This window comes from Glutamicibacter arilaitensis Re117 (assembly GCF_000197735.1).
Classification (GTDB): Bacteria; Actinomycetota; Actinomycetes; order Actinomycetales; family Micrococcaceae; genus Glutamicibacter; species Glutamicibacter arilaitensis.
Map to the genome: position 1 here is coordinate 2,862,525 of NC_014550.1, position 23,057 is coordinate 2,885,581.

Annotated in this window: 22 protein-coding genes, 1 tRNA gene and 1 riboswitch; of the genes, 12 read left to right on the plus strand and 11 right to left on the minus strand. The window is 61.0% G+C overall.

All coding sequences use genetic code 11. The annotated features are described in order from the left end of the window. Nucleotides 1-46: 46 nt before the first annotated feature. Nucleotides 47-167, minus strand: a riboswitch (TPP riboswitch). Between the two features lie 75 nt (nucleotides 168-242). Continuing rightward, the gene (locus AARI_RS13715; RefSeq protein ID WP_041648968.1) at nucleotides 243-494 is read left to right on the plus strand and encodes a DUF4235 domain-containing protein; all 252 of its coding nucleotides are present in this window, start codon (nucleotides 243-245) and stop codon (nucleotides 492-494) included. Nucleotides 495-553: 59 nt separating this feature from the next. Here the strand turns inward: AARI_RS13715 and mnhG are convergent, their stop codons facing one another. From mnhG to AARI_RS13745, 6 genes are read right to left on the minus strand one after another with little or no spacing between them, the layout of a single operon-like run. After that, complete coding sequence (mnhG, locus tag AARI_RS13720) at nucleotides 554-958, minus strand: monovalent cation/H(+) antiporter subunit G (RefSeq protein WP_013349879.1); 405 nt, start codon at nucleotides 956-958, stop codon at nucleotides 554-556. Continuing rightward, nucleotides 958-1,224: a monovalent cation/H+ antiporter complex subunit F gene (locus AARI_RS13725; RefSeq protein ID WP_013349880.1), complete on the minus strand. Its 267-nt coding sequence runs from the start codon at nucleotides 1,222-1,224 to the stop codon at nucleotides 958-960. Before AARI_RS13725 ends, mnhG begins: the two co-directional genes overlap by 1 nt. Nucleotides 1,225-1,226: 2 nt before the next feature. Continuing rightward, nucleotides 1,227-1,856, minus strand: coding sequence for a Na+/H+ antiporter subunit E (locus AARI_RS13730; RefSeq protein WP_013349881.1), 630 nt, complete (start codon nucleotides 1,854-1,856; stop codon nucleotides 1,227-1,229). 8 nt (nucleotides 1,857-1,864) lie between these two features. Continuing rightward, on the minus strand, nucleotides 1,865-3,466 hold the full coding sequence (locus AARI_RS13735) for a Na+/H+ antiporter subunit D (protein WP_013349882.1): 1,602 nt from the start codon (nucleotides 3,464-3,466) through the stop codon (nucleotides 1,865-1,867). Further along, nucleotides 3,463-3,912: a Na(+)/H(+) antiporter subunit C gene (locus AARI_RS13740; RefSeq protein ID WP_013349883.1), complete on the minus strand. Its 450-nt coding sequence runs from the start codon at nucleotides 3,910-3,912 to the stop codon at nucleotides 3,463-3,465. The genes AARI_RS13735 and AARI_RS13740 overlap by 4 nt, the downstream gene beginning before the upstream one ends. Next, a complete protein-coding gene (locus AARI_RS13745; RefSeq protein ID WP_013349884.1) occupies nucleotides 3,909-6,878 on the minus strand; it encodes a Na+/H+ antiporter subunit A in 2,970 nt (989 codons plus the stop codon). The genes AARI_RS13740 and AARI_RS13745 overlap by 4 nt, the downstream gene beginning before the upstream one ends. Nucleotides 6,879-7,105: 227 nt before the next feature. Here AARI_RS13745 and AARI_RS13750 point away from each other — a divergent pair, with 227 nt between their 5' ends. Then, nucleotides 7,106-8,425, plus strand: coding sequence for an MFS transporter (locus AARI_RS13750; protein WP_013349885.1), 1,320 nt, complete (start codon nucleotides 7,106-7,108; stop codon nucleotides 8,423-8,425). 73 nt (nucleotides 8,426-8,498) lie between these two features. Here AARI_RS13750 and dcd read toward each other — a convergent pair whose 3' ends face one another. Further along, a complete protein-coding gene (gene dcd / locus AARI_RS13755; protein WP_013349886.1) occupies nucleotides 8,499-9,080 on the minus strand; it encodes a dCTP deaminase in 582 nt (193 codons plus the stop codon). Nucleotides 9,081-9,268: 188 nt separating this feature from the next. Here dcd and AARI_RS13760 point away from each other — a divergent pair, with 188 nt between their 5' ends. Beyond that, nucleotides 9,269-10,126 carry a M15 family metallopeptidase gene (locus AARI_RS13760; RefSeq protein WP_013349887.1) on the plus strand — a complete coding sequence of 286 codons (858 nt, stop codon included), beginning with the start codon at nucleotides 9,269-9,271 and terminating at the stop codon, nucleotides 10,124-10,126. Nucleotides 10,127-10,132: 6 nt separating this feature from the next. Here AARI_RS13760 and AARI_RS13765 read toward each other — a convergent pair whose 3' ends face one another. Beyond that, nucleotides 10,133-10,474 (minus strand): hypothetical protein, encoded by a 342-nt coding sequence (locus AARI_RS13765; protein ID WP_013349888.1) that lies wholly within the window; start codon nucleotides 10,472-10,474, stop codon nucleotides 10,133-10,135. Nucleotides 10,475-10,635: 161 nt separating this feature from the next. After that, on the minus strand, nucleotides 10,636-12,342 hold the full coding sequence (locus AARI_RS13770) for a fumarate hydratase (protein ID WP_013349889.1): 1,707 nt from the start codon (nucleotides 12,340-12,342) through the stop codon (nucleotides 10,636-10,638). Nucleotides 12,343-12,453: 111 nt separating this feature from the next. Here AARI_RS13770 and AARI_RS13775 point away from each other — a divergent pair, with 111 nt between their 5' ends. The 9 genes from AARI_RS13775 to AARI_RS13815 all read left to right on the plus strand — a co-directional run bounded on the left by AARI_RS13775 (nucleotide 12,454) and on the right by AARI_RS13815 (nucleotide 19,619). Beyond that, nucleotides 12,454-12,939: an SseB family protein gene (locus AARI_RS13775; RefSeq protein ID WP_013349890.1), complete on the plus strand. Its 486-nt coding sequence runs from the start codon at nucleotides 12,454-12,456 to the stop codon at nucleotides 12,937-12,939. 103 nt (nucleotides 12,940-13,042) lie between these two features. Beyond that, a tRNA-Gly gene (locus AARI_RS13780) sits at nucleotides 13,043-13,113 on the plus strand. A gap of 73 nt (nucleotides 13,114-13,186) precedes the next feature. Beyond that, complete coding sequence (locus tag AARI_RS13785) at nucleotides 13,187-14,116, plus strand: AEC family transporter (protein WP_013349891.1); 930 nt, start codon at nucleotides 13,187-13,189, stop codon at nucleotides 14,114-14,116. 85 nt (nucleotides 14,117-14,201) lie between these two features. Beyond that, nucleotides 14,202-15,029, plus strand: a complete 828-nt coding sequence (locus AARI_RS13790) for an amino acid ABC transporter substrate-binding protein (RefSeq protein WP_013349892.1) — start codon at nucleotides 14,202-14,204, stop codon at nucleotides 15,027-15,029. A gap of 71 nt (nucleotides 15,030-15,100) precedes the next feature. Further along, nucleotides 15,101-15,766: an ABC transporter permease subunit gene (locus AARI_RS13795; protein WP_013349893.1), complete on the plus strand. Its 666-nt coding sequence runs from the start codon at nucleotides 15,101-15,103 to the stop codon at nucleotides 15,764-15,766. Further along, nucleotides 15,753-16,517 (plus strand): amino acid ABC transporter ATP-binding protein, encoded by a 765-nt coding sequence (locus tag AARI_RS13800; RefSeq protein ID WP_013349894.1) that lies wholly within the window; start codon nucleotides 15,753-15,755, stop codon nucleotides 16,515-16,517. Before AARI_RS13795 ends, AARI_RS13800 begins: the two co-directional genes overlap by 14 nt. A gap of 18 nt (nucleotides 16,518-16,535) precedes the next feature. After that, entirely contained in the window at nucleotides 16,536-18,065 is a 1,530-nt protein-coding gene (locus tag AARI_RS13805) for a helicase HerA-like domain-containing protein (RefSeq protein WP_013349895.1), read from the plus strand. Between the two features lie 115 nt (nucleotides 18,066-18,180). After that, nucleotides 18,181-18,414 carry a hypothetical protein gene (locus AARI_RS13810; RefSeq protein WP_013349896.1) on the plus strand — a complete coding sequence of 78 codons (234 nt, stop codon included), beginning with the start codon at nucleotides 18,181-18,183 and terminating at the stop codon, nucleotides 18,412-18,414. Between the two features lie 182 nt (nucleotides 18,415-18,596). Then, a complete protein-coding gene (locus tag AARI_RS13815) occupies nucleotides 18,597-19,619 on the plus strand; it encodes a zinc ribbon domain-containing protein (RefSeq protein WP_013349897.1) in 1,023 nt (340 codons plus the stop codon). On the opposite strand, the gene AARI_RS13820 is transcribed toward AARI_RS13815, so the two are convergent. Together AARI_RS13820 and AARI_RS13825 are read right to left on the minus strand one after the other, a co-directional pair. Further along, nucleotides 19,616-20,866, minus strand: a complete 1,251-nt coding sequence (locus tag AARI_RS13820; RefSeq protein ID WP_231849395.1) for an MFS transporter — start codon at nucleotides 20,864-20,866, stop codon at nucleotides 19,616-19,618. The two genes, AARI_RS13815 and AARI_RS13820, sit on opposite strands and share 4 nt — an antisense overlap. Nucleotides 20,867-21,011: 145 nt before the next feature. Continuing rightward, the gene (locus AARI_RS13825; protein ID WP_013349899.1) at nucleotides 21,012-22,919 is read right to left on the minus strand and encodes an NHL domain-containing thioredoxin family protein; all 1,908 of its coding nucleotides are present in this window, start codon (nucleotides 22,917-22,919) and stop codon (nucleotides 21,012-21,014) included. Nucleotides 22,920-23,057: the final 138 nt, after the last annotated feature.

The following is a 23,057-nucleotide window of genomic DNA, read 5'->3' on the forward strand; positions in this document are numbered from 1 at the left end:
AGGAGGGGAGATGGACGGAATGAGGGCATGTTCCCATGCCTATCCGCATCCGAGATGCTCGACTTCCTTCGCCGGTACTAGCCGGGGCAGGTTCGAGGGTCTGCGATCTATCGCACTCTCAGCGTCTTGCGACTTTTAAAAAGTCTGACGCTCCCCTGTCGGAAAAAATACTGCTCCCCCACCATACCGCAGGTATGCTGGGCAGAGGAACGATAAGTCAAGACCTTGATCGTGAGGAAAAAATGGATAAAGTGCAGAAACTTGTCACCACCGGCATCACCGTTGGTGCAGGCATTCTCGGCGGCAAGCTAGTTGATTTCCTTTGGTTGAAGGCCACCGGCAGCAAAGCGCCACGCAAGGGCACTGACGAAGCAGCTGAAGCTTCATTCCGTAAGGCACTGGGCTTTGCCGTGGTCTCCGCTCTGGTGGCAGCGATCATGCAGACCGTTGCAGACCGCAGCGCCAACAAGGTTGTTGCCAAGTTCACTAAGTAGGCATCGGCATTAAGCCATGAAGCGGGAGCCGCGATATTTGCGTGGCTCCCGCTTTGCGTTTAATTCTGGTTTTCTCCGGGTTGGTCCTTGGTGATCGGAGTGGCTCCGGTTGGTGGAGTGGAATTGACCTTGTTCACGACCAGGCTCAACTCATCGGAGAAGAGTGTCTCCTTGGCCGCGTGCTTGGTACGGTAACCGGATCGGCCGATCATGTGGGCCGAAACAGGTGCGGTCAGCAGCTGCATTCCCCAGGCCAGGACCAGCACCGGGATCACCGCCCAGCTGCGCAGATGAATGGCCAGCCCGGCGAAGATCAGCAGGAAACCGAGCACCTGCGGCTTGGTCGCGGCATGCATGCGGGTGAGCATATCCGGGAAGGTCAGCAGGCCGATGCCGGCAATCAAAGACATCAGGCATCCCACGACCAGCAGTATCGCGACAAGAATATCGAGGAAGAGATCCATTAGGCGTTCCTCTGATCCGAAACGAAGCGCGAGACGGTCACAGAGCCGATGAAGCCGAGCATGCAGGCGGCCACCACGAACAACAGGTAGTCGGTGTGCTTGTGCAACACCATTTCCAGGCACAGCGCGGCGGAGATGATCAGCAACATCACGTCCAGGGCCAGCACCCGGTCAAGAATCGACGGGCCTTTGGCCACGCGGACCAGGCAAGCTACGGCCCCAAGGCACAGCATGATGCCGCAGATCCAAATGACGATGTCCATCATGTCTATTCCTTCCTCGCAGCAAAGTCCGGTCCGCATTCATTCTTGATCGCTTCGTACTCATCCGGACTGCCGATGGCCATGATCAGCCGGCGCTCGATGTCGCGGATGGCCGCCCGGGCTTTCTCCACATCTGCCGGAGATTCAATGTCGATGTAGTGCAGGTACAGGGTCGATGAGCTGCGGTCCACGTCGATCACGAACGAACCCGGGATCAGCGTGAGCACGTGGCCCACGGTCATCACGATCAGATCCGAGCCGGTGCGCAGCGGCACCGCGATGATGGCGCTGTGCGTCTTCTTGCCGTTGGCGATGGCCAGCTTGGCCACGTGGAAGCTGGCCACGACCACTTGGCCCATGAACCAGATGAACAGCTTCAGGCAGTACCACAGGTTGATGCGTCCGGACAGGACCACCGGCGGCAGTGGGAAGAGGTTGACGATGACCAGCGCGATGACCGCGCCGAAGATCATGTTGCCCAGCGAGAAGTCCTGCCACAGGGCGCCCCAGACGAAGAGCAGCAACAGCAGCAGCGGCCATTCCTGCTTGAATGTCGCGCGGTGGCGCACACCGGAGGTATCCAGCGCATCATCGATACGCTGGTCGCGCGGTTCAAAATTCCTATTCGGCATCATCCCTCCAATCAGAGTGGCAAGATCGCAGTGATATAAGGTTCGCGGGCAATCAGTTCCACGGCCACGCGCTCACAGAATTCGAAGATCGGTCCGGCAAAGACGGTCAGCGCAATACCTGCAAGCACCAGCGAACCGGTGGCATAACGCATGCCCCACGGCAGGGATTCGGCTTCCAGGGACTTGGCCAGCTTCAAACCCAGGCGGGGGTTCTGCCCTCCTCCGGCCAGGGTCTCATCGGCCACCCGGGTCGCTTCGGCCACCAGCTCCTGGTTGGGAACTTCGGCATCAGCGGCACGGCGCCAGAACACACGGGCCCACACGCGGATGATCGCCATCAAGGTCAGCAAGCTGGTGAGCAACCCGGCACCGATCACGATCCAGGTCAGCGCATCAGCCTCTTGCGCGGCCGCATGAAGCAGCCCGAACTTGCCCAGGAACCCGGAGAACGGCGGGATGCCGCCCAGGTTGATGGCCGGAATGAAGAACAACAGCGAAAGCGCCGGGGAAAGCTTGGCCAGCGAACCGAGCCGGGTGACATTCGAACTGCCGGCACGGCGTTCGATCAGCCCGGCGACCATGAACAGCGAGGTCTGCACGATGATGTGGTGGCCCACGTAGTAGACGGTCGCGGCGATGGCCAGCGGCCCGCCCACGGCCACACCGAAGATCAGGTAGCCGATGTGGCTGGTGAGCGTAAAGGAAAGCATGCGCTTGAAGTCCGTCTGCGCCAGCGCACCGAGGATACCAATGACCATGGTCAGCGCCGCCACCACCAGCAGTCCGGCGTTCACCGCACCACCCGGGAAGAGCAGGGTTTCGGTGCGGATAATCGCGTACACGCCCACCTTGGTCAGCAACCCGGCGAACACCGCGGTCACCGGGGCCGGTGCCGTCGGGTAGGAGTCCGGCAGCCACAAGGACAGCGGGAAGACCGCGGCCTTGATGCCGAAGGCGATCAGCAGCAGCACATGCAAAATCAGCTGCGGACCCTGGCCCAGTTCGGGCAGCTTCAGCGCAAGGTCGGCCATGTTCACGGTACCGGTGGCCGCGTAGATCATCGCGATGGCCATCAAGAAGATCACCGAGGAAACTACGGACACCACCACGTAGGTGGTACCGGCGCGGATGCGTTCGGCGGTGCCGCCCAGGGTCAGCAGCACGTAGCTGGCCGTGAGCAGGATTTCGAATCCGACGTACAGGTTGAACAGGTCCGCGGCCAAGAAGGCGTTGGACACGCCGGCCAGCAGGATCAGGTAGGCCGGATGGAAAATCGAGACCGGTCCGGGCTCATCGCCGTCGGCCAGGCCCTGGCTGGTGGCGAACAGCAGCACGGCCAGCGAAACCACGGTGGAGACCAGCAGCATGAAGGAGCTGAACCCGTCGACCATCAGCGCGATGCCGAAGGGCGAGTCCCAGCCGCCGATGTGGATGGCGTAGCTTTCTCCGCCCCACACCGCGGCCATCATGCCCGCTTCGAGCACCAGGGTCAGCACGAGGATGCCGATGGTGATCAGCCGCTGGACGCGTATCTGGCGACGGGCCAGGAACGCGGCGCCTGCGCCGAAGATCGGCAGCACCACGGCCAAGGGGGCTAGGTCCAGAAAATTCACTCTTCCCCCTCTCGAACCGGGCGGCCTTCTTCATCGACGAATTCGGTCGTGTCCTCAGCCACTGGCGAGTCTTCCTCTTCGTCGTAGGCGGTCTTCTGCGAGACCTTGATATCTTCGGTGTCATCGGTGAACTCATCGGCGCTGGTCAAGGTCCAGGACCGGTAGATCATCGCGAGCAAGAATGCGGTCACCGCGAAGGTGATCACGATCGCGGTCAGGATCAGTGCTTGGGGCAGCGGATCGGAATACTCATCGCCGCTGAGCTGCGGGTTGTACAGCGGCGCGGCTCCGCGGCGTCCGCCACTGGTGAGGATCAGCAGGTTGATGCCGTTGCCCAGCAGCATGATGCCCAACAGCACGCGGGTCAGGGTGCGTTCAAGCACCAGATAGAAGCCGGCGGCCAGCAACACGCCGGTGATTACCAGAAAGGTGATGTTCACGCTCATCGTCCAACTCCCGTCCGCGAGGCCTGGATCGCATCATGGCGATCCACTGGGCTGCGGCCTTCGGACAGCGAATCAATTTCACTGCCCAGCGAGCGCAGTACATCCTGCACGAGGCCCAGAACCACCAGGTACACTCCAATGTCGAAAATGGTCGAGGTGACGAACTTGTGATCTCCGAAGAACCAGAATTCCACCGCGTACGTTGTGAAGATCTCGTCGCCCAGCAGCAGCGGCACGACCCCGGCCAGTCCAGCCAGGGCGATGCCCCCGCCGATCAGCATGCCCGGTGCGATGCGCATCGATTCGGACAGCTCCACGCGGCCGCCGGCCAGGTAGCGGATGGTCAGTGCCAGACCCGCGATCAACCCTCCGGCGAATCCGCCACCGGGGGTGTTGTGCCCGGTGAGCAGCGCATAGACGGACATGATCAACACGGTGTGGAAGATCAGTCGGGTGACGACTTCGAAAATGATCGAGCGGCGTTCAGCGACCAGGGTGCTGCCGGCCATCAGCCAGTCCTGGTTGGAGCTGCTGGCAAAGCGACGTGCAATGCGCAGCTCGGTTTCCTTCGATTCCTTGGTGCCGATCGCTTCGGAACCCGAATCGATGGTGCCCGGGGCGACTTCATGGGCGCGGACCCGGCTGCCGAAGCTGCGTCCGGCGAAGATCAGCGATGCCACACCGGTGGCCGCGGCGGCCAGCACGGTGATTTCCCCGAAGGTATCCCACACACGCATGTCCACCAGCGCCACGTTGACGATATTCTTGCCGTACCCCTCGGTGTACGCCATCTCCGGCCAAGCCAGGGAGATGCGTGCTTCGGTACGCGCGGCCATCATGGCGATGGCGATGTACACCACCATCACCGCCAATGCGATGGCCAGAATGGCGCGGCCCCATTTGATCCGGGTCAGTCCAACCCACAAGCGCTTGGGCAGGGCGCGCAAGGCCAGCACGAAGGAAACCAGCACGATGGTTTCCACCAAAAGCTGGGTCAGCGCCAGATCCGGGGCACCTTGCAGAGCGAAGATCGCGACCATGCCGTAGCCGGTCACCGACACCATCAGCACCGCCATGAAGCGCTTCGGCGCGGTAATGGCCACGACCGCCCCGGCGATGATCACCGCACCAATCAGCAGCTGGGCAGGATGATCGGCGATGATCCAGTTGGTGGGCCACGGGGTGTAGACGGTCAGTGCGATGGCCAGCGGAATCACCAGGACCACTACCAAGATGACGCCCAGGTAGAAGGACAGCGAACCACGCTGGGTACGACCGGTGATCCAAATGGCCACCTTGTCCAGCACGTTCACCGACATGCGGTACAGTTCCTCGGCCGAGGTGAGCATGCGGCGCAGCGGCGCGCCGGTGTCGGTACGATGGCGCAGCCAGAAGAAGCACAGGCCCACGGTTACCGAAATCGCGCTAAGTCCCAGCGCTGTATTGAAACCGGCAAATGGCAGCAGGTGCATATTTCCCGGACCGCCCTGAGCCGCTGACCAGTGGATCACCAAAGGCTCCACCAGTTGCGGGTAGACGCCTAGGAACAAGGTCATGGCCGAAAGCACCAGCAATGGTGCCAAGAAGATCAGGGTTGGGGCTTTGCATTCCAGTGGCGGCAGCTTCTTTTTCTTCACCCCGAAGGCACCGATGAGGAAACGCAGCGAGTAGGCCATGGTCAGTGCCGCGCCTAGGACTAGGCCGACCAGCGCGTAGATCCCCCACCCGGCATCCAGGTGCAGGGCCGCTTCGTAGACCGCTTCCTTGGCGACGAAGCCGAAAAGCAACGGGACACCTGCCATGGAGGCCGCGGCGATGCCGGCCGTAGTGGCCAGGATCGGCATGGCCCGGCGCAAACCGGTCAGCTTGCGGATATCGCGGGTACCGGTGTTGTGGTCAATGATGCCCACGCTCAAGAACAGTGTCGCCTTGAACAGGCCGTGGGCCAAGGTCATCGCCAGCGCGGCAAAGGCCGCCTCAGCCGTGCCGAAGCCGAAGACCGCGATGATGAAGCCCAGCTGCGAAACCGTGCCGAAGGCCAGGATCAGCTTCAAGTCATATTGCTTCAGTGCCCGGTAGCCTCCGACGAGCATGGTGAGAATACCAATGCCCACGGTCATCGGAACCCACAGCGTCGTCTCGGCAAAGCCCGGGGCCATGCGTGCGATCAGGTAGACGCCGGCCTTGACCATGGCTGCGGCATGCAGGTACGCGGAGACCGGGGTCGGTGCAGCCATCGCGCCAGGCAGCCAGAAGTGGAAAGGAACCAGGGCCGACTTGGAAATCGCACCGACGATGATCAGGGCCACCGCAATGTCGGTGAAACTGCCCAGGGCCACCAGTTCATCGGCCGAAGCCATGATTTCCGAAAGCTGGTAGCTATCCGCCGCGGATCCGAGCATCAAGATGCCAGCGAGCATCACCAGACCGCCAAGGGTGGTGATGATCAGCGCGTTCATGGCCGAACGGCGTGCGGTGATCAGCGCCTGGCTGAAACCGATGAGCAGGTAGGAAAGCACACTGGTGATTTCCCAGAAGATGAACATGATGATGACGTCATCGGCGGTGACCAGCCCGGTCATCGCACCGGCGAAGGCCACCATCTTCGCTGCGAAGCCGCCGATCTGAGGGTCATCATTCTTGAAATAGCGGGCGCAATAGAAAAGCACCAGCGCGCCAACACCGAGAATCAGCAGCAGAATTGTTGCGGCCAGAGAATCCAAACGGAAATTCAGGGCGATATTCAGCCCCGGAATCCACTCCATCTGCACCGACGGAGGGGCATTGGGTGCACCGCTGGCCAGGGAATTATCGGCAGCAAGAACCGCCGGCATGCGCGTCAACAACCAAACGAATCCCACTGCGGGAACGACCGCTACAACGTAAAAAGCGTTTCTTTTGAGAACCCGGAAAATCAAGGGGCACAAAACGGCGGTCGCAAACAGCGCAACGAGAATTACTAGCACGCGTCTCCTCTGTCGGCTGGTGGTGGGCAGAGTAACCAAAGCACTTGAGAAAGTGCTTGAGACTCTGATTTTATCAGCCGGAAGCGTACGGCAATTGCGCAAATGGGGCGTTTATGGAACATTTCCCTTGTTTTCCGCAACTAGCTGATTTTCGGATTCTCACTTTATTTTCCAAAAAAGACGTTCCTATTCAGCTACTGATTACCCGTTGCCGGTACGATGCCAGCATGGAAATCACACAGGGCCAGTCACTAGTGGCTAGGGAAAAGTGGCTTAACAAGTACACCTGGGCTTGGGCCAGCTGGGACTGGGGCCAAGCAGCGGTCAACGCTGTCATGATTACTTTCGTCTTCACCGTCTATCTGACCAGCGAATTATTCGGCGACACCGATTACGCCTCCTTAGTGCTTTCCCAGGCCTTGGCCATCGGCGGAGTGGCCATCGCCTTGCTGGTGCCGATCACCGGGCTCCGGGCCGATGTGGCTGGACGGCGTAAGCTGTGGATCATCGTCAATACGCTGATTCTCGTGGCGATCTGCGCAGCCTGCTTCTTCGTCTACCCCGACCCGTCCTACCTGTGGTTCGGCGCAATCCTGATCGCGGCCATGTCGGTGTTCAGCGAATTCGCCGGCGTGAACTACAACGCGGTGCTCAACCAGATCTCCACCAAGGCGACGGTGGGCAAGGTCTCCGGATTCGGCTGGGGCATGGGCTATGTCGGCGGCATCCTCGCTCTGGCCCTGGTGCTCTTCGGCTTCGTCCAGCCAATCGTGGACTGGCCCGGAGCAAGCACCGACCAATCCTTGAACCTGCGTTGGGTGGCGTTGTTCTCCGCAGCGTGGTGCTTGCTCTTCGCCCTGCCGTTGTTCTTCGTGATCCCCGAGGCTCCGGCCAGCAGCTCGAAGAAAATCCCGCTATCGCAGTCCTATAAGGTGCTGCTGAAAAACATCATGGAGCTATGGCGCAGCGACCGCAACTTGCTGTTCTTCTTGTGTTCCTCGGCGGTGTTCCGTGACGGCTTGGCTGCGATCTTCACCTTTGGCGGGGTCATCGCCGCTGGCACTTTTGGTTTCACCATGACTGAAGTAATCATCTTCGCGATCGTCGGCAACGTGGTTGCCGCCCTGGGAGCAGTGCTGGGTGGCCGTGTCGATGACTGGCTCGGTCCTAAGGCGGTCATTGTCGGCTCGCTGATCGGCCTGCTGGTTGCCGGGGCTGGAGTCTTCTTCTCCCCCGAAGCCAGCGGATTCTGGATCTTCGGCCTGCTCCTGTGCCTCTTCGTCGGGCCAGCCCAGGCAGCTTCGCGTTCCTACCTCTCGCGGTTGATCCCCGAAGGACGTGAGGGCGAACTCTTCGGTCTGTATGCGACCACCGGCCGCGCCGTGTCCTTCTTAGCTCCGGCACTGTTCGCTGGGGCGATCGCCATCGCCACCCCGCTGGTGGACTCCGGCCAGGCCCAGCGTTATGGCATCTTGGGGATTCTGCTGGTCTTGGCCCTTGGTCTGCTCTTGCTGCTGCCTATCCGTTCCCCGCGCAAATCCAGCTAGCAAGAAATGCGCAAACGGCGCTGGCCTCAATTGAGGCCAGCGCCGTTTGCGCATTCGCTGCAGGTGGCAGCGATTAGTTTTCGATGATGGTGCGGTGGAAATTCAGGTGGCTGCGCGAAGCCGTCGGGCCACGCTGGCCCTGGTAGCGGTTGCCGTACGGACCGGAACCATAAGGGTGCTCGGTGTCCGAGGTCAGCTTGAAGAAGCACAGCTGGCCGATCTTGGAGCCCGGCCACAGCTTAATTGGCAAGGTGGCCATATTGGATAGTTCCAAGGTCACGTGTCCGGAGAAGCCTGGATCAATGAAACCTGCGGTGGAGTGGGTGAGCAGGCCCAAACGGCCCAAGGAGCTCTTGCCTTCCAAGCGGGCGGCCACGCCATGGCCCAAGGTAACCACTTCATAGGTCGAACCGAGCACGAACTCGCCGGGGTGCAAGATGAATGGCTCATCTGGGTCTACCTCGACCAAGCGGGTCAGTTCATCCTGCTCAACCGAGGGATCGATGTGCGCATACTTGTGGTTGTCGAAAAGCCGGAAGAACCGGTCAAGTCGAACATCCACGGATGCGGGCTGGACCATCTGCGGGTCAAAGGGCTCAAGCCCGATCTCACCGGAGGCTATTTCTCGACGAATGTCACCATCTGAATACAACACGACTATTAATTTATCCTGATTTTCCCCGCTGGCCGAACTATTGAGCTAATGAGGCGCGATGCGTCGGCCCGAGTCCATGGACTGCTCATCACGAGGTGACTTATTTCCCACCAATTACCCAGCGTTTCCAGCTATCGTTAAGGTGGGATTTTTCCCATCATTGCTACGCAACACAAGGGTTATTCAACATGCGCCTAGCCTCTGCGCTTACCGGCACCGTTCTCGTCTCGGCACTTCTTCTCTCCGGCACCGCCGCATTCGCGGCTCCTGCCGACGAACTGCCTGCCGTTCAGAGCGCCCAGTTATCCAAGGCTTCCAGTCCGCTTGCGTTGATCAACCCAACCACTAAGCTCTCTCCCGAGGACTATGTCCCGGCCAAGCTGGTGAATGTGGCAGGCACCAGTCTCACCCTGCGTCCCGAAGCCGCCGAAGCTGTCGAAGCGTTCATCGCCGATGCCCGCGTGGCCGGACACCAGATCAAGCTGCTCAGCGCCTACCGTTCATACCAGCGCCAGGCAGTTCTGTTCAATAAATACCAGGCCCAGTACGGCACCGCTTATGCCGAGCGGATTTCCGCGCGCCCCGGTACCAGCGAACACCAGCTGGGTTTGGCAGCCGATCTGGGCTACACCAATAGCCGCGCCGAGCTGAAAGCAGAATTCGGCCAGACCCCGGCCGGCCTTTGGATCGCCGAGCACGCGACCGAATACGGATTGATCATCCGCTACCCGCAGGGCAAGGAAGAGATCACCGGATACAAGTACGAACCGTGGCATGTGCGCTATGTCGGTACCGAGCACGCCCAAGCGATGCAGGATTCCGGGGCTGAAACTTTAGAGGAATACCACCAGCTGCTCAGTGATGCGCTGAAGGCCGCCGAAGCAAGCGAAGCGGAAATCGCCGTTGAGCCTAAGGAAAAGAAATCTGAAAAGGACTCTGAAAAAGAGCTTGAGAAGTCCGGCGATGGCGTGGTGGCGGACGAAGACCTGCTGGTCCTGCGCTTCCTTCCACCGTACCGGGACTGGGGCTTCGGCTTCACCGAATAATCTGGCTTAGAAGAACGTCGCTATCAGAAGCACAATCGCCGCTGGAATCAGCGACGCCGCCACCGCCAGGCTCCAGCTCACTGCGTTGCTGCCCAAGGTTCCGTGTTCTCCCGGATCAGTCCGGTGCGAGATCACGTTGAAGTTGGACAGCACCCAAATCATGGTGCAGATCGCCAACGGTGGACCGAGCACGCTCTGCATGGGCAACAGCGAATTGGCTTCATACCAATCCTTGGCCATCTGGCCCCAGGAGGTCAGCGGAGTACGGATCACCATCAAGGCCATCACCCAGTAGTAAATAATTCCGGGGATGCCAAGCAGTAGATTCACGAAGACAAGCCGCTTCATGCCGTTCCCCTTAGAAGTATTCGAACTGGTCGTTTAACGAGCCCCACGTAGTCTACCCAAGCCCGCTGGAAACAGTTCCCAGAAACGTAGACCCAGTACACCGAAAAAGCAGGGAGCCACCAGCTAATGCTGGCAGCTCCCTGCTTGAAGAGGTAGAAGTCCTACTTCGAACGCACTGGAATGCCGGTGAAGGTCGGCTTCAAGGTTTCTGCGAAGAAGTCCTCGCCCTTGTCATCAACCACGATGAAGGCCGGGAAGTCCTCAACCTCGATCTTCCAGATTGCTTCCATGCCCAGTTCCTCGTATTCGAGAACCTCGACCTTCTTGATGCAATCCTGGGCCAGGCGTGCCGCCGGACCGCCAATGGAACCGAGGTAGAAACCACCGTGGTTGTTGCACGCATCGGTGACCTGCTTGGAACGGTTGCCCTTGGCCAGCATGACCATCGAACCGCCAGCTGCCTGGAACTGATCCACGTAGGAGTCCATGCGTCCTGCGGTAGTCGGACCGAAGGAACCCGAAGGCATGCCTTCTGGGGTCTTGGCAGGACCTGCATAGTAGACCGGGTGGTCCTTGAGGTACTGCGGCATTTCTTCGCCAGCGTCCAGGCGCTCCTTGATCTTGGAGTGCGCGATATCGCGGGCCACAACCAGCGGGCCGGTCAGCGACAAGCGGGTCTTGACCGGGTACTTGGTCAGCTCGGCCAGGATCTCGCTCATCGGCTTCTTCAAGTCGATCTTGACTACCGAGGAGCCACCGGTGCCGGTGACACCATCGGTCTCGTCGTCGTGTGCGGCCAGGGCCGGGTGGTCCTCCGCCGGCATGAATCGGGCTGGATCGGTCTCCAGTTGCTCCACGAACAGGCCCTCTTCGGTGATCTTGGCCAGCATCTGGCGGTCAGCCGAGCAGGATACTGCGATGGCCACTGGCAGCGAGGCGCCGTGGCGAGGCAGGCGCACCACGCGCACGTCATGGCAGAAGTACTTGCCGCCGAACTGGGCGCCAATGCCGAAGTGGCGGGTCAGCTCCAGGACCTTGTCTTCAAGTTCGGTGTCGCGGAAGCCGCGGCCGGTCATCGCGCCTTCGGTTGGCAGCGAATCCAGGTACTTGGCCGAACCGTACTTCGCGGTCTTCAACGCCATCTCGGCACTGGTGCCGCCGATGACGATGGACAGGTGGTACGGAGGGCACGCGGCGGTGCCCAGCGAACGCAGCTTCTCGTCGAGGAACTTCAGCATGGAGTTCTCGTTGAGGATAGCCTTGGTCTCCTGGTACAGGAAGGACTTGTTGGCCGACCCCCCGCCCTTGGCCATGAACAGGAACTTGTAGCTGGTGTCAGCGCCGTCCTTGGTATTGGCGTACAGGTCGATCTGCGCCGGGAGGTTGTTGCCGGTGGCCTTCTCTTCCCAGGTAGTGATCGGGGCCAGCTGCGAGTAGCGCAGGTTCAGGCGGGTGTAGGCGTTGTAGATGCCGCGCGAGAGCGAGATCTCGTCCTGCTCTTCGGAGAGCACGCGCTGACCGCGCTTGCCCATCACGATCGCGGTGCCAGTATCCTGGCACATTGGCAGGATACCGCCGGCGGCGATGTTCGCGTTCTTCAGCAGGTCCAGGGCCACGAACTTGTCATTCGGGCTGGCTTCCTCATCGTCGAGGATGTTGCGCAGCTGCTGCAGGTGGGCCGGACGCAGGTAGTGCGAGATGTCGTGCAGTGCGGTCTCGGCCAGCTGCTCCAGGGCCTGAGGTGCGACCTTCAGGAAGTTCTTTCCATCCGGGCCGGCGACAACTTCGACGCCTTCGGAGGAAATCTTGCGGTATGGGGTGGTGTCTTCGCCAATAGGCAGAAGATCCTCATAACGGAATTCAGGCATGCTCAGTCCTTGATTCAATCGTGTGTGCTCATCTGCCATTTTAGGCCTTTACCCCGAATTAACCGCATTCGGCGTTTGCACCTGAGGGTTTATCGCGACATGCTGTAATACATGAGCAACGAGAACCCTTCCGAGGCGCACCAGGACCAAGAACCAAACCAGGGCCCGGATGCGATCATCGAAACCCCGATGGACAAGGCGCGGGCGCAGCCTAAAACGCACTTCGAAATGATGTTGCAGGCCGGGCTTAATAAACCAGAGCTTTCCGGCTCGGTCATTGGCGCGTTCATGAGCGCTGAGGTGTACTTCCTCTCCCGTGAAGAGGTCACCGGCGAGAACAAGAACGCCCAGCCGATGCTGCTGACCAACCCATCGGGCGATGCCATGGTCGCGGTCTTCACCTCGTTGGAACGCATCCCTTCTTCCTATATCGACATGGCGCCGTACGGCGTGAAGGTCCAGGGCGCCACCGTGGTGCGCGCACTGGAGAACACCGGCTTCGTGGTGAACCCGGGCGATGACCTCAGCTTCGAAGTCCCTGCCGATGGGGTGGCGATTTTGCGAGAACAGCTGCTCAAGCAGAAGCCAAGCCAGTAGCAGCGTAATTATTGCCACGATTTCCCGTGCCGTTTTCCGGTGCACCGGATTCGTGGGATATGCTTTTGATGCCCGGGCCGTCGATAGGCCGCTCGGTGCACTTGCGGGCGTAGCTCAATGGTAGAGCGCTAGCTTCCCAAGCTCGATACGCGGGTTCGATTCCCGTCGCCCGCTCAAGGAAAACGTCGGGGCACCCATGGTGCTCCGACGTTTTTAGTCTGTGCACAGCAATCCAAAAGGAGCCAAGATGATCGGAGTTCTGGAAGGCTTCTCCATCATCTGGGTCGTGATCCTGGTGGGCTATCTGGTAGGCCGCACCGGGGTGCTGGGCCAACAAGGCCGCCACGTGCTCAGCCGTGTGACCTTCTTCGTGGCAAGTCCCGCGCTGCTGTTCACGACCCTGGCCGATTCCGACCCGGCTTCCGTGCTCGGGCCGATGCTCTGGGTGGCCGCCCTTTCTGCGGCCCTCACCGCTGTGGCCTATTACCTTGTCACCGCCGGGCTGCTGCGGCGTCCGGCGTCGGAAAGCATCATCGCGGCGATGTCCGCCTCCACGGTGAATTCCGCCAACCTGGGTCTGCCCATTGCCCTGTACGTGCTCGGCGACATGGCCTATGCGGCCCCGATCATCCTCTTCCAGCTGGCCCTCTACCAGCCGATCAACCTGGCCATGCTCGATGCGACTACCTCCCGGCACCGCACCACCCCGATCGCACTGCTGCTGGCCACCGCCAAGAACCCGATGATCATCGGCTCGCTGCTGGGCCTGGTCGTGGCGCTGACCGGCATCGAACTGCCCTCGATGGTCCTTGAGCCGATCGAGCTGATTGCCGGCGCTTCGATTCCTGCGATGCTCATGGCCTTCGGCATCTCGCTGGTGGGATCCAAGCCGCTGGAAAAGAAGTCGGGCCGCCGCGCCGATGTCCTCATTGCTAGCGCGGCCAAGCTGCTGGTGCATCCGCTATTGGCGTGGGTGCTGGCCTACTGGGTCTTCAATTTGCGCGGCGAGTTGCTGGTCGCTTCGGTGATTATGGCCGGCCTGCCCACCGCGCAGAATATTTTTGTGACGGCCATGCGCTACGAACATGGAGTGACCATCGCCAAGGATACGGTGCTGATCACCACCATTTGCGCCATCCCGCTGATGATGGTGCTGGCCATCGTGCTTGGAATTTAGCGTAACTTTCAACTGCTGGAATAAGCGCCTATCACTAGAGTGTTCTATGGACGACACCTTTTTCCGCTCCCCTAGTGAGGTCACCATGAAGCGCACTGCACCACTGCTGGCTACTGCCGCCATTCTCGCCCTGTCACTGAGCGCCTGCGGCTCCTCAGGCTCATCGACCTCGGCCAGCGAATCCGGAGGCACCGAAGGTTCAGCTGAAACCGGAGCCACCTTGAAGAAGGTCCAGGATTCCGGGGTGCTGACCGTTGGCACCGAGGGAACCTACCGCCCATTCTCCTTCCATGAAGGCGATGAGCTGACCGGCTACGACGTTGAAGTCATCGAGGCCGTCGGCGAGAAGATGGGCGTCGAGGTCAAGTTCCAGGAAACCCAGTGGGACGCGATCTTCGCCGGCCTGGACGCCGGACGTTTCGATGTTATCGCCAACCAGGTCTCCATCAACCCGGAGCGTGAAGAGAAGTACCTGTTTTCCGAGCCTTATACGGTCTCCACCGGCGTGGTGGTGACCAAGAGCGATAACAGCGACATCACTTCTTTCCAGACGCTGAAGGGCAAGACCACCGCCCAGTCGCTGACCAGCAACTTCTATGAGACCGCCAAGGATGCCGGCGCAAAGGTCGAGCCGGTTGAAGGCTGGGCCCAGTCGATCACCCTGCTCAAGCAGGGACGTGTCGATGCGACCGTCAACGACAAGCTGACTTTCTTGGACGCGCAGAAGACCAACCCGGACGACAGCATCAAGATCGCTGCCGAATCCGAAGAGCAGAGCAAGTCCGCAGTTGCGCTGCGTAAGGACTCCCCCGAATTGGCCAAGGCCATCGATTCTGCCTTGGAGGAACTGCGCGCGGACGGTGAACTGGCAAAGATCTCCGAGAAGTACTTCGGCGAGGACGTCAGCAAGTAGCAAACTCTATAAGTAGACTGGCTCCACACGTACACGCGTGGAGCCAGCCTCATTTGCGTCAAAGGTAGTCCATGGATTCGAAATGGCAGTTACTACTCGACTCGCTCGGGCCCTTAGCGCTCGGTGCGATTACCGCAACGATTCCGCTGGCCTTGGTCAGCATGGCGCTGGGCTTGCTCATCGCCTTGCTGATGGCGTTGATGCGGATCAGCAAGAACCGCGTGATTTCCTCAATTGCCCGGGTATACATTTCGATCATCCGCGGCACCCCGCTGCTGGTTCAGCTGTTCGTGATCTTCTACGGCATGCCCTCGGTAGGGCTGACCATCGACCCGTGGCCCAGCGCCATCATCGCGTTCAGCTTGAACATCGGCGGCTACGCGGCTGAAATCATCCGCGCCGCGATCCTCTCGGTGCCTCAGGGCCAATGGGAAGCCGGCTACACCCTGGGCATGTCGCGCACCCGCACCCTGTACCGGCTGATCTTGCCCCAAGCTACCCGGGTGGCGGTGCCGCCGCTGTCCAACTCCTTCATCTCCCTGGTCAAGGACACCTCGCTGGCCTCCACGATCCTGGTCACCGAAATGTTCCGCAAAGCCCAGGAAATCACCGCTTCGACCTATGAGTTCCTACTGCTCTACTGCGAAGCGGCCGCCATCTACTGGGTGATCTGCCTGGTGCTCTCGGCCCTGCAGAACTCTGTTGAAGGAAGGCTCGAAAAGTATGTCGCCAAGTAACCCGCTGCTCAGCGTCACCGGCCTGCAGAAGGCCTTCGGCGAGAACCAAGTGCTCAAGGGCATCGACTTCACCGTTCATTCCGGTGAAGTAGTTGCACTGATTGGGCCTTCAGGCTCAGGCAAAACCACTGCACTGCGTTGCCTGAACGGCTTGGAAATCGCCGATGCCGGAACTGTTGGCTTCACCGGCGGCCCGGAAGTTTCCTTCAGCGCCGGACTGAAGCCCAAGACCGCCCAGATCCTGCGCAGCCGTTCGGCCATGGTGTTCCAAGGACACCACCTCTTCCCGCATCTGACCGTGCTGCAAAACGTGAGCATCGGCCCCATCGAGGTGCAAAAGCGCCCCAAGGACCAGGTGCTGGCCGAAGCTAAGAAGCTGCTGGCCCGGGTGGGCCTTGAAGCCAAAGCCGATGCCTACCCCAACTCGCTCTCCGGCGGCCAGCAGCAACGCGTGGGCATCGTGCGCGCACTGATGCAGCAACCGGACCTGTTGCTCTTCGACGAACCCACTAGTGCACTGGATCCCGAGCTGGTCGGGGAAGTTCTCACAGTCATCAAGGAATTGGCCCAAGAAGGCTGGTCCATGGTGCTGGTTACTCACGAGCTGGCCTTCGCCCGCGATGTGGCAGACACCGTGGTGTTCATGGATGGCGGAGTGGTCGTGGAGACTGGCCCGGCTTCCCAGGTGCTCAGCACCCCGGCTAATACCCGAACCCAAGCATTCGTACAACGTCTTTTGCACCCGTTCTAAAACCAATAGAGTGAGATCATGACCCAGGAAACGAATTCTTTGCTGACCGGCCTCATCGAGGGCTACGACTTCGAGTCTGAGTGCTTGGAGCTCGGGGCCGCACTGATCGACGGGAAGCCCGAGCCAAGCGCCCAGGTGCGCTTGCCCCTGAAGATGCTCAACCGCCACGGCTTGATCGCCGGTGCGACCGGTACCGGCAAGACCGTGACCCTGCAGACCATGGCCGAGCAGCTCTCTGTCGCCGGTGTTCCGGTTTTCCTCGCCGATATCAAGGGCGACCTGACCGGCCTGGCGCAATCAGCCAGCTCCTCGGAAAAGCTCACTGCCCGTCTGGCCGAGCTGGGCCATGAGTTCACCCCGCGCACCAACCCGGTGGAATTCCTTGCCCTGGGCGAAGGAGAAGGAGTGCCGGTTCGCGCCAGCGTCGACGCCTTCGGCCCGATCTTGCTTGCACGCGTCCTGGAACTGAATGAAACCCAGGAAGAGTGCCTGCAGCTGATCTTCCACTACGCCGACTCCCACCAGCTGCCACTAGATGACCTCAGCGATCTGAAAGCAGTGATCAGCTTCCTGCTCAGCGAAGAAGGCGCCGAAGCCCTCAAGGAACTAGGCGGCGTATCATCTTCCACCGCTTCGGTGATCCTGCGAGGCATCACCATCATGCAGACCCAGGGCCTGGATCAGTTCTTCGGCCAGCCCGAGTTCGACACCGCGGACTTCCTGCAGATCCGCGACGGTGCAGGGGTCATCAACATCCTGGAACTGCCTTCGGTCAGCGCCCAGCCGATGCTTTTCTCCACCTTCCTCATGTGGCTTTTGGCCGACCTGTTCGAAGACCTGCCCGAGGCCGGCGACCTGGACAAGCCCAAGCTGGTGTTCTTCCTCGACGAAGCCCACCTGCTGTTCAAGGATGCGACCAAGGCATTCACTGATGCCATCATCAACACTGTACGGCTGATCCGCTCCAAGGGCGTCGGGCTGTTCTTCATCACCCAGTCCCCTACCGACCTGCCCGATGAGGTGCTCGGCCAGCTGGGCAACCGCGTCCAGCATGCGATGCGCGTGTTCACCGCCAAGGACCAAAGCGCACTGAAGCAGATCATCAAGACCTTCCCTCAAGGCCAGCTGGATCTGAATGAGGCGCTGACCCAGGCCGGTGTCGGCGAGGCTGTGGTGACGGTCCTGAACGAAAAGGGTGCACCTACCCCGGCCGCTTGGACCAAGATGACTTCCCCGGGATCCAACATCGGTCCGGCCAGCGAGCAAGTGATGACCCAGGTGCGAGGCACTTCAACCCTTGCTGGGCAGTATGCGGCCGCGGTAGATCGGGATTCTGCGCGTGAAATGCTCGAAGCAAAGGCAGCGCAGTCCGCACCAGCTCCAGCGCCAGTTCCTGAATCGGCGCCGCAGCCGCGCCGGCAATCCGCTCCTCAGCGACGGTCTTCCAAGGAAGAGAATCCGATGATGGACATGGCAATGGATGCCGCCAAGGTGATTGGTCGGGAACTGATTCGCGGCTTCTTTGGCAATCGCAAGCGCCGCCGTTAATACGCTCACGTTGCAGCGCGCCGTTGACTGCCCTATGCCGGAAACCGGGTGGCCTGGCAGCAGATGAGCACTAGTGCATGACGAATTCCCCAAATACCGGGGCCGAAGAGGAAATATGCTGGCGAAAATGAAGAACTACTGGATCATCGCACTGGCCGCCAGCCTGACCGCCCTGGTCTGCGGCGGGGTGGCGCTATTCAACGCGGGCGTCATGATTGACGAAAATAACGTGCAAAACATCATGATTACCCCGCTGTGGTTCATCTTCGGCCTCGGCATTCTCGGGACTGTCATCGCGCTGCCCGGATGGGCCGCCAGTAGAAACAACGCCAGCTCAAGAGTTGGCTAAATGGTTGATGATCGGCGCAAAGGCAATTGGTACCGCACCGGGTGATGGATGCGGCCAAGGTGATTGGATGGGAGAAGAGTGGCGGCTTCTTCGGCAACCGCAAATGCCGCCGCCGTTAATACGCTCACGTTTCAGCACGCCGTTTACTGCCTCGGGGCGGAAACCAGATAGCCTAGCTACTGATGAACACTCGTAATTCCAAGCCGATCTCCGCTGCCCGACTAGCCCTGCGCTGGGCTCTGGCCGCAATGGTTGTGATTGTTCTGGTCTTAGCCGGAACGATTCTTGCCAACCGTACCCTCTTCTCCCCTCAGCACCAGGTGCAAGCCTTGCAGCAGCTGCTGGCCCAGGGCGAAGGCGCCAAGGCCTTGGGCTTGATGCAGGCCAAGGTCCCAGCCGGCGATGCGGTTGCCCTGAACGGGGAGGTCCTGAAGCGGACCCAGGCCGGAATTACGGATTTCACCACCGATGAGGCCCAGCCGGTAGAGGGCGAGGACCAGTTGCGCACCGTCACCGCGCATTACAAAGCCGACGGCGTCCAGAAGGAATCGAGCTACACGCTGCGCCACGACGGCAAGTCGTGGTTGCTCTTCGACAAGTGGGTTTTCGCGCCGAGCACGCTGCCTACAGTGAGCATCAAAGCCAACACGGTCAACGAGGTCACGGTCAACGAACAGAAGATCCCGCTGGCTGCCGGAGTGAGCACCCTTCCGGTTTTCTATCCTTCGATCCTCGATGCGAGCTTCAGCACCAAGAACTTTGCCGCCGATACCCGCGGCATGGTGGTCACCAAGCCGGCCAAGGAACCGGTAGAAATCGCATTGCAGACCAAGCCGACCAAGGAATTCATCGCGGCCATCAACGCCAAGGTCAAGAGCTACCTCGATAAGTGCGTCAGCGAACAGGTCCTGATGCCAGCTGGCTGCCCCTTCGCGTACACCACTTCGGCGCGCGTTAATCCGGCCACCATTGACTGGTCCATCGCAAAGTACCCAACCATTGAAGTGAACTACTACAACGGCGCCTGGGTGCTCTCCCCGCTCACCACCTCCGCCACCTTGACCTTGACCGAGCAGGATCTGCGGACCGGAGCCAAGGAAAAGAAGACGGTCAAGGACGAATATTCCTTCACTGCCAAGCTGACTACCAGTACCACCGAAGTTTCGGTGCGCCCGGTAGCCGATGGCGAACAGGTTGCCGGCTAGCGTCCGAGCATTTCGCGGAACTGGCTGCGCAGCGGCACCGCGTTGGTCTTGAACTTCTGCCAGACCAGCAGCGCGACCAAGCTGGCAGCCAGTGACAGCCCAGCCCCAATGCTCACGGCAACCTGGATTCCAAAGAGCTCGGCGAACCAGCCGATCAGCGGCGAGCCAATGGGCGTACCGCCCATCACCACCATCAGATACAGCGAGAGCACCCGCGCCCGGTATTGCGGCGGCACCGAGGTCTGCACCATGGTGTTGCAGCTGTTCAAGAAAGTCAGCGACCCCAGTCCCACCGGGATCAGTATCAGCGCAAAGGCAATGTAGTTGGGCATCCACGCGCTGCTGACACCGGCAACGCCGAAGAATACTCCTCCGCCGATCAGGTAGCGCCAGCGCGGCGCCGAACGCCGTGCGGCCAGCAGCGCACCGCCGAAGGTGCCCACGGCCATGATGGAGCCCAGGATCCCGTACTCCCCTGCACCTACGCCGTAGACCTCGGTGGCCATCAGCGCATTGGTCATCTGGAAGTTCAGCCCGAAGGTGCCGATCACTCCGGCTAGGAAGAAGATGAGCATCAGGTCCTTGCGGTTCTTCACGTAGGCGAAGCCCTCGCGCACCTGTCCCCTGGCGCGGGCAACCGGCTTGGACGGGTTCAGTGCTTCCTTGCGCATGAACACCAGCGAGGAAATCACCGCCAAGAATGAGCCGCCGTTGATCAGGAACGCCGGTCCGGTGCCCACCAGTGCGATCACTGCACCGGCCACGCCAGGACCTGCCAGACGGGCTAAATTGAAGTTGGCGCTGTTCAACGCGACCGCGTTGGCCAGGTGCGTGCCGGGAACCACTTCGGAAACGAAGGCCTGGCGGGCTGGGGCGTCGAAGGCCGCGCCGATGCCCAGCATCGTGGCCAGCACGTAGACATGCCACAGCTGTGCGGTGCCGGTGACGACCAGCAGGCCCAGGATCACCGCGCACAGTCCCATGAAGCTTTGGGTGAAGATCAGCAGCTTGCGCTTGTTGAAGCGGTCTGCGATCAGACCGGCATAGGGTCCCAGCAGCAGTACGGGCACGAATTGCAGGCCGGTGGTGATGCCGGTGGCTACCGCGTCGTGGTCGGTCAGTTCGGTGAGCACCAGCCAGTCCTGGGCTACGCGCTGCATCCAGGTGCCGATGTTGGAGACCAGGGCACCGATCACCCACAACCGGTAATTCGGTACTTCCAGTGCACTGAACATTTTTGACGACATGAACAATTGCCGGATCCCTCCGGCGCCTCCCGCACACCAGTCTAGCCACCTGGACGGAAAATTGCTGAGGTTTCCTCAGATTCCTGCGCGCCGCCGGATACGCCAAAGGCGCACCATTTCTGGTGCGCCTTTGGTTTCGTGCGAGCTAGTTCACCCCGCGCAGGTCCAGCAGCAATTCATTGTCGCCTTCAGCATCGAGCACGACCGGGATCCCCCAGTCCTGCTGGTACAGGTGGCAGGCCGCGTGATCCGGAATCTCTCCGCCTGGCTCGCCATCGCAGGCCGCGGCACGTGCGGTAATGTGCAGCACGCCGTCGGCAATTTCAGGATTCAGCTCCAGGGTGCGGGTCAGGCCCACCGAGGTTCCTGCGCCTTCCAGGATCAGTTCCTCGGGGCTGGCCGAGATCTTCAGCTGGGTCGGATCGCCCCAGCGGTCATCGAGCTTCTGCCCCTTGGGAGCCGCGAAGCGCACCAGGATCTCGTGCTTGCCGGCGCGGACCGGGGTCTTGGGACGCTGGGTCTGGCTGGCGCCCTCATCGACTACCAATGCTTCGGCAGGAATCGGGATGCGCACCAGCTGGTGGGTGTTGGTCTCCACGACCAGCAGCACCGGATCCCCATCCACGGAAGTGTCCACCAGCACATCGGCTGGCTCCTTCAGCCCCTTGGCCAAGGTGGATACGGTCTTGGTTGCCGGGTCGAAGCGGCGCACCGCACCGTTGTAGGAGTCGGCAATCGCGATCGAGTGATCGGGAAGCACTGCTACGCCCAGCGGGTGCTGCAGACGGGCCTGCTGCGCATCGCCATCGCGGAAGCCGAAGTCGAACAGGCCGGTGCCCACCGCGGTGTTCACGCTCTGGGCCTTGCCCTCTTCAACCTCGATCCAGCGCAGCGCACTGGTTTCCGAATCCGCGATCCAGACGTTCTGCCCATCTAAGGCCAGTCCCGAGGACTGGGCGAACCAGGCCTCGTCCGGTGCCCCGTCGGCCAGGCCTTCCAGCCCGGTGCCGGCGAACACCGAGACCGCTGAGGTACGCGGGTTGAAGGCGAAGATCTGGTGGGTGCCGGCCATCGCGATGATGACTTGGCCCGATGGGTGGTAGAGGACATCCCATGGGGAGGAAAGCGAAATGTTGGTGGCGTCGGTGCCCAGCTCGGTGCGCTGGACTTCCTGGCGCGCGTTCTCCGAATCCAGCAGGCGCTGCACGCCATTGCCGGCCAGGGTGCCCACAACACCGGTTTCCAGGTTCACCGAGCGCAGGCGGTGGTTCACGGTGTCGGCGACGATCACGTCGTAGCCTACTTCAGCGGCTAATTCTGCTGGCAGCGCGGTCAGGCCCTGCAGCTCGTTGAACTGCGCGGTTTGTGCATCCCCGTCGGCGTAGCCCTTGACTCCCGCACCGATGGTGCGCACCACGGTGGACAGGTCGCTGGCCAGCTCGACCAGGCGGTGGTGGCCCGAATCGCCCACCAAGAAGTTGCCGTTGGCCAGTGCGATGGCCTTGCCCGGGAAGCGCAGGTCGCCTTCGCGGGCTTCGGGGGCCACATACGGGCCGTTGCCGCGGTGCAGCGTGCCCTTGGCTTCATGCTCTGCAACCAGTTCCTCGATCAGCGAGCCCAGGCCCTGGGCATGGCCCTCGCCGGAGAGGTGCGCGACGATGTAGCCTTCAGGATCCAGTACCACCAGGGTAGGCCAGGCGCGGGCGCCGTAGGCCTGCCAGGTGACCAGTTCCGGGTCATCGAGCACCGGGTGGTGGATTTCGTAGCGTTCGACCGCCGCGGCCAGCGCATCCGGATCCGCTTCGTGCTCGAACTTCGGCGAATGCACGCCGACGGTGACCAGCACGTCCTTGTACTGTTCTTCCAGCGGACGCAGTTCGTCGAGCACGTGCAGGCAGTTGATGCAGCAGAAGGTCCAGAAGTCCAGGATCACGATCTTGCCGCGCAACGCTTCCAGGTCCAGTTGCTTGCCGCCGGTATTCAGCCAGTTCCGGCCCAGCAGCTCGCTGGCGCGCACCTTGTAATTGGCGCGGACGGATTCGGTAGCGCTCATGGTCTTCCTTTCGCAGTTGCCGCGGCTGCGGCGTTTGGAACCTCAATTATCTGCCACCGGCCCCCACGGGGACTAACGGTGTTAAGCAACATTGAGGAAATTGCGGGTTGCATGATTGGCAACCAGCAGTGCCCGGCT

What these genes read in the sequence shown, in the direction of transcription:
- AARI_RS13715 (WP_041648968.1), top strand. Translation starts at nt 243, where the DNA reads ATGGATAAAGTGCAGAAACTTGTCACCACCGGCATCACCGTTGGTGCA.
- mnhG (WP_013349879.1), bottom strand. Translation starts at nt 958, where the DNA reads ATGGATCTCTTCCTCGATATTCTTGTCGCGATACTGCTGGTCGTGGGA.
- AARI_RS13725 (WP_013349880.1), bottom strand. Translation starts at nt 1,224, where the DNA reads ATGATGGACATCGTCATTTGGATCTGCGGCATCATGCTGTGCCTTGGG.
- AARI_RS13730 (WP_013349881.1), bottom strand. Translation starts at nt 1,856, where the DNA reads ATGATGCCGAATAGGAATTTTGAACCGCGCGACCAGCGTATCGATGAT.
- AARI_RS13740 (WP_013349883.1), bottom strand. Translation starts at nt 3,912, where the DNA reads ATGAGCGTGAACATCACCTTTCTGGTAATCACCGGCGTGTTGCTGGCC.
- AARI_RS13750 (WP_013349885.1), top strand. Translation starts at nt 7,106, where the DNA reads ATGGAAATCACACAGGGCCAGTCACTAGTGGCTAGGGAAAAGTGGCTT.
- AARI_RS13760 (WP_013349887.1), top strand. Translation starts at nt 9,269, where the DNA reads ATGCGCCTAGCCTCTGCGCTTACCGGCACCGTTCTCGTCTCGGCACTT.
- AARI_RS13765 (WP_013349888.1), bottom strand. Translation starts at nt 10,474, where the DNA reads ATGAAGCGGCTTGTCTTCGTGAATCTACTGCTTGGCATCCCCGGAATT.
- AARI_RS13770 (WP_013349889.1), bottom strand. Translation starts at nt 12,342, where the DNA reads ATGCCTGAATTCCGTTATGAGGATCTTCTGCCTATTGGCGAAGACACC.
- AARI_RS13775 (WP_013349890.1), top strand. Translation starts at nt 12,454, where the DNA reads ATGAGCAACGAGAACCCTTCCGAGGCGCACCAGGACCAAGAACCAAAC.
- AARI_RS13785 (WP_013349891.1), top strand. Translation starts at nt 13,187, where the DNA reads ATGATCGGAGTTCTGGAAGGCTTCTCCATCATCTGGGTCGTGATCCTG.
- AARI_RS13790 (WP_013349892.1), top strand. Translation starts at nt 14,202, where the DNA reads ATGAAGCGCACTGCACCACTGCTGGCTACTGCCGCCATTCTCGCCCTG.
- AARI_RS13795 (WP_013349893.1), top strand. Translation starts at nt 15,101, where the DNA reads ATGGATTCGAAATGGCAGTTACTACTCGACTCGCTCGGGCCCTTAGCG.
- AARI_RS13800 (WP_013349894.1), top strand. Translation starts at nt 15,753, where the DNA reads ATGTCGCCAAGTAACCCGCTGCTCAGCGTCACCGGCCTGCAGAAGGCC.
- AARI_RS13805 (WP_013349895.1), top strand. Translation starts at nt 16,536, where the DNA reads ATGACCCAGGAAACGAATTCTTTGCTGACCGGCCTCATCGAGGGCTAC.
- AARI_RS13810 (WP_013349896.1), top strand. Translation starts at nt 18,181, where the DNA reads ATGCTGGCGAAAATGAAGAACTACTGGATCATCGCACTGGCCGCCAGC.
- AARI_RS13815 (WP_013349897.1), top strand. Translation starts at nt 18,597, where the DNA reads ATGAACACTCGTAATTCCAAGCCGATCTCCGCTGCCCGACTAGCCCTG.
- AARI_RS13820 (WP_231849395.1), bottom strand. Translation starts at nt 20,866, where the DNA reads ATGTCGTCAAAAATGTTCAGTGCACTGGAAGTACCGAATTACCGGTTG.
- AARI_RS13825 (WP_013349899.1), bottom strand. Translation starts at nt 22,919, where the DNA reads ATGAGCGCTACCGAATCCGTCCGCGCCAATTACAAGGTGCGCGCCAGC.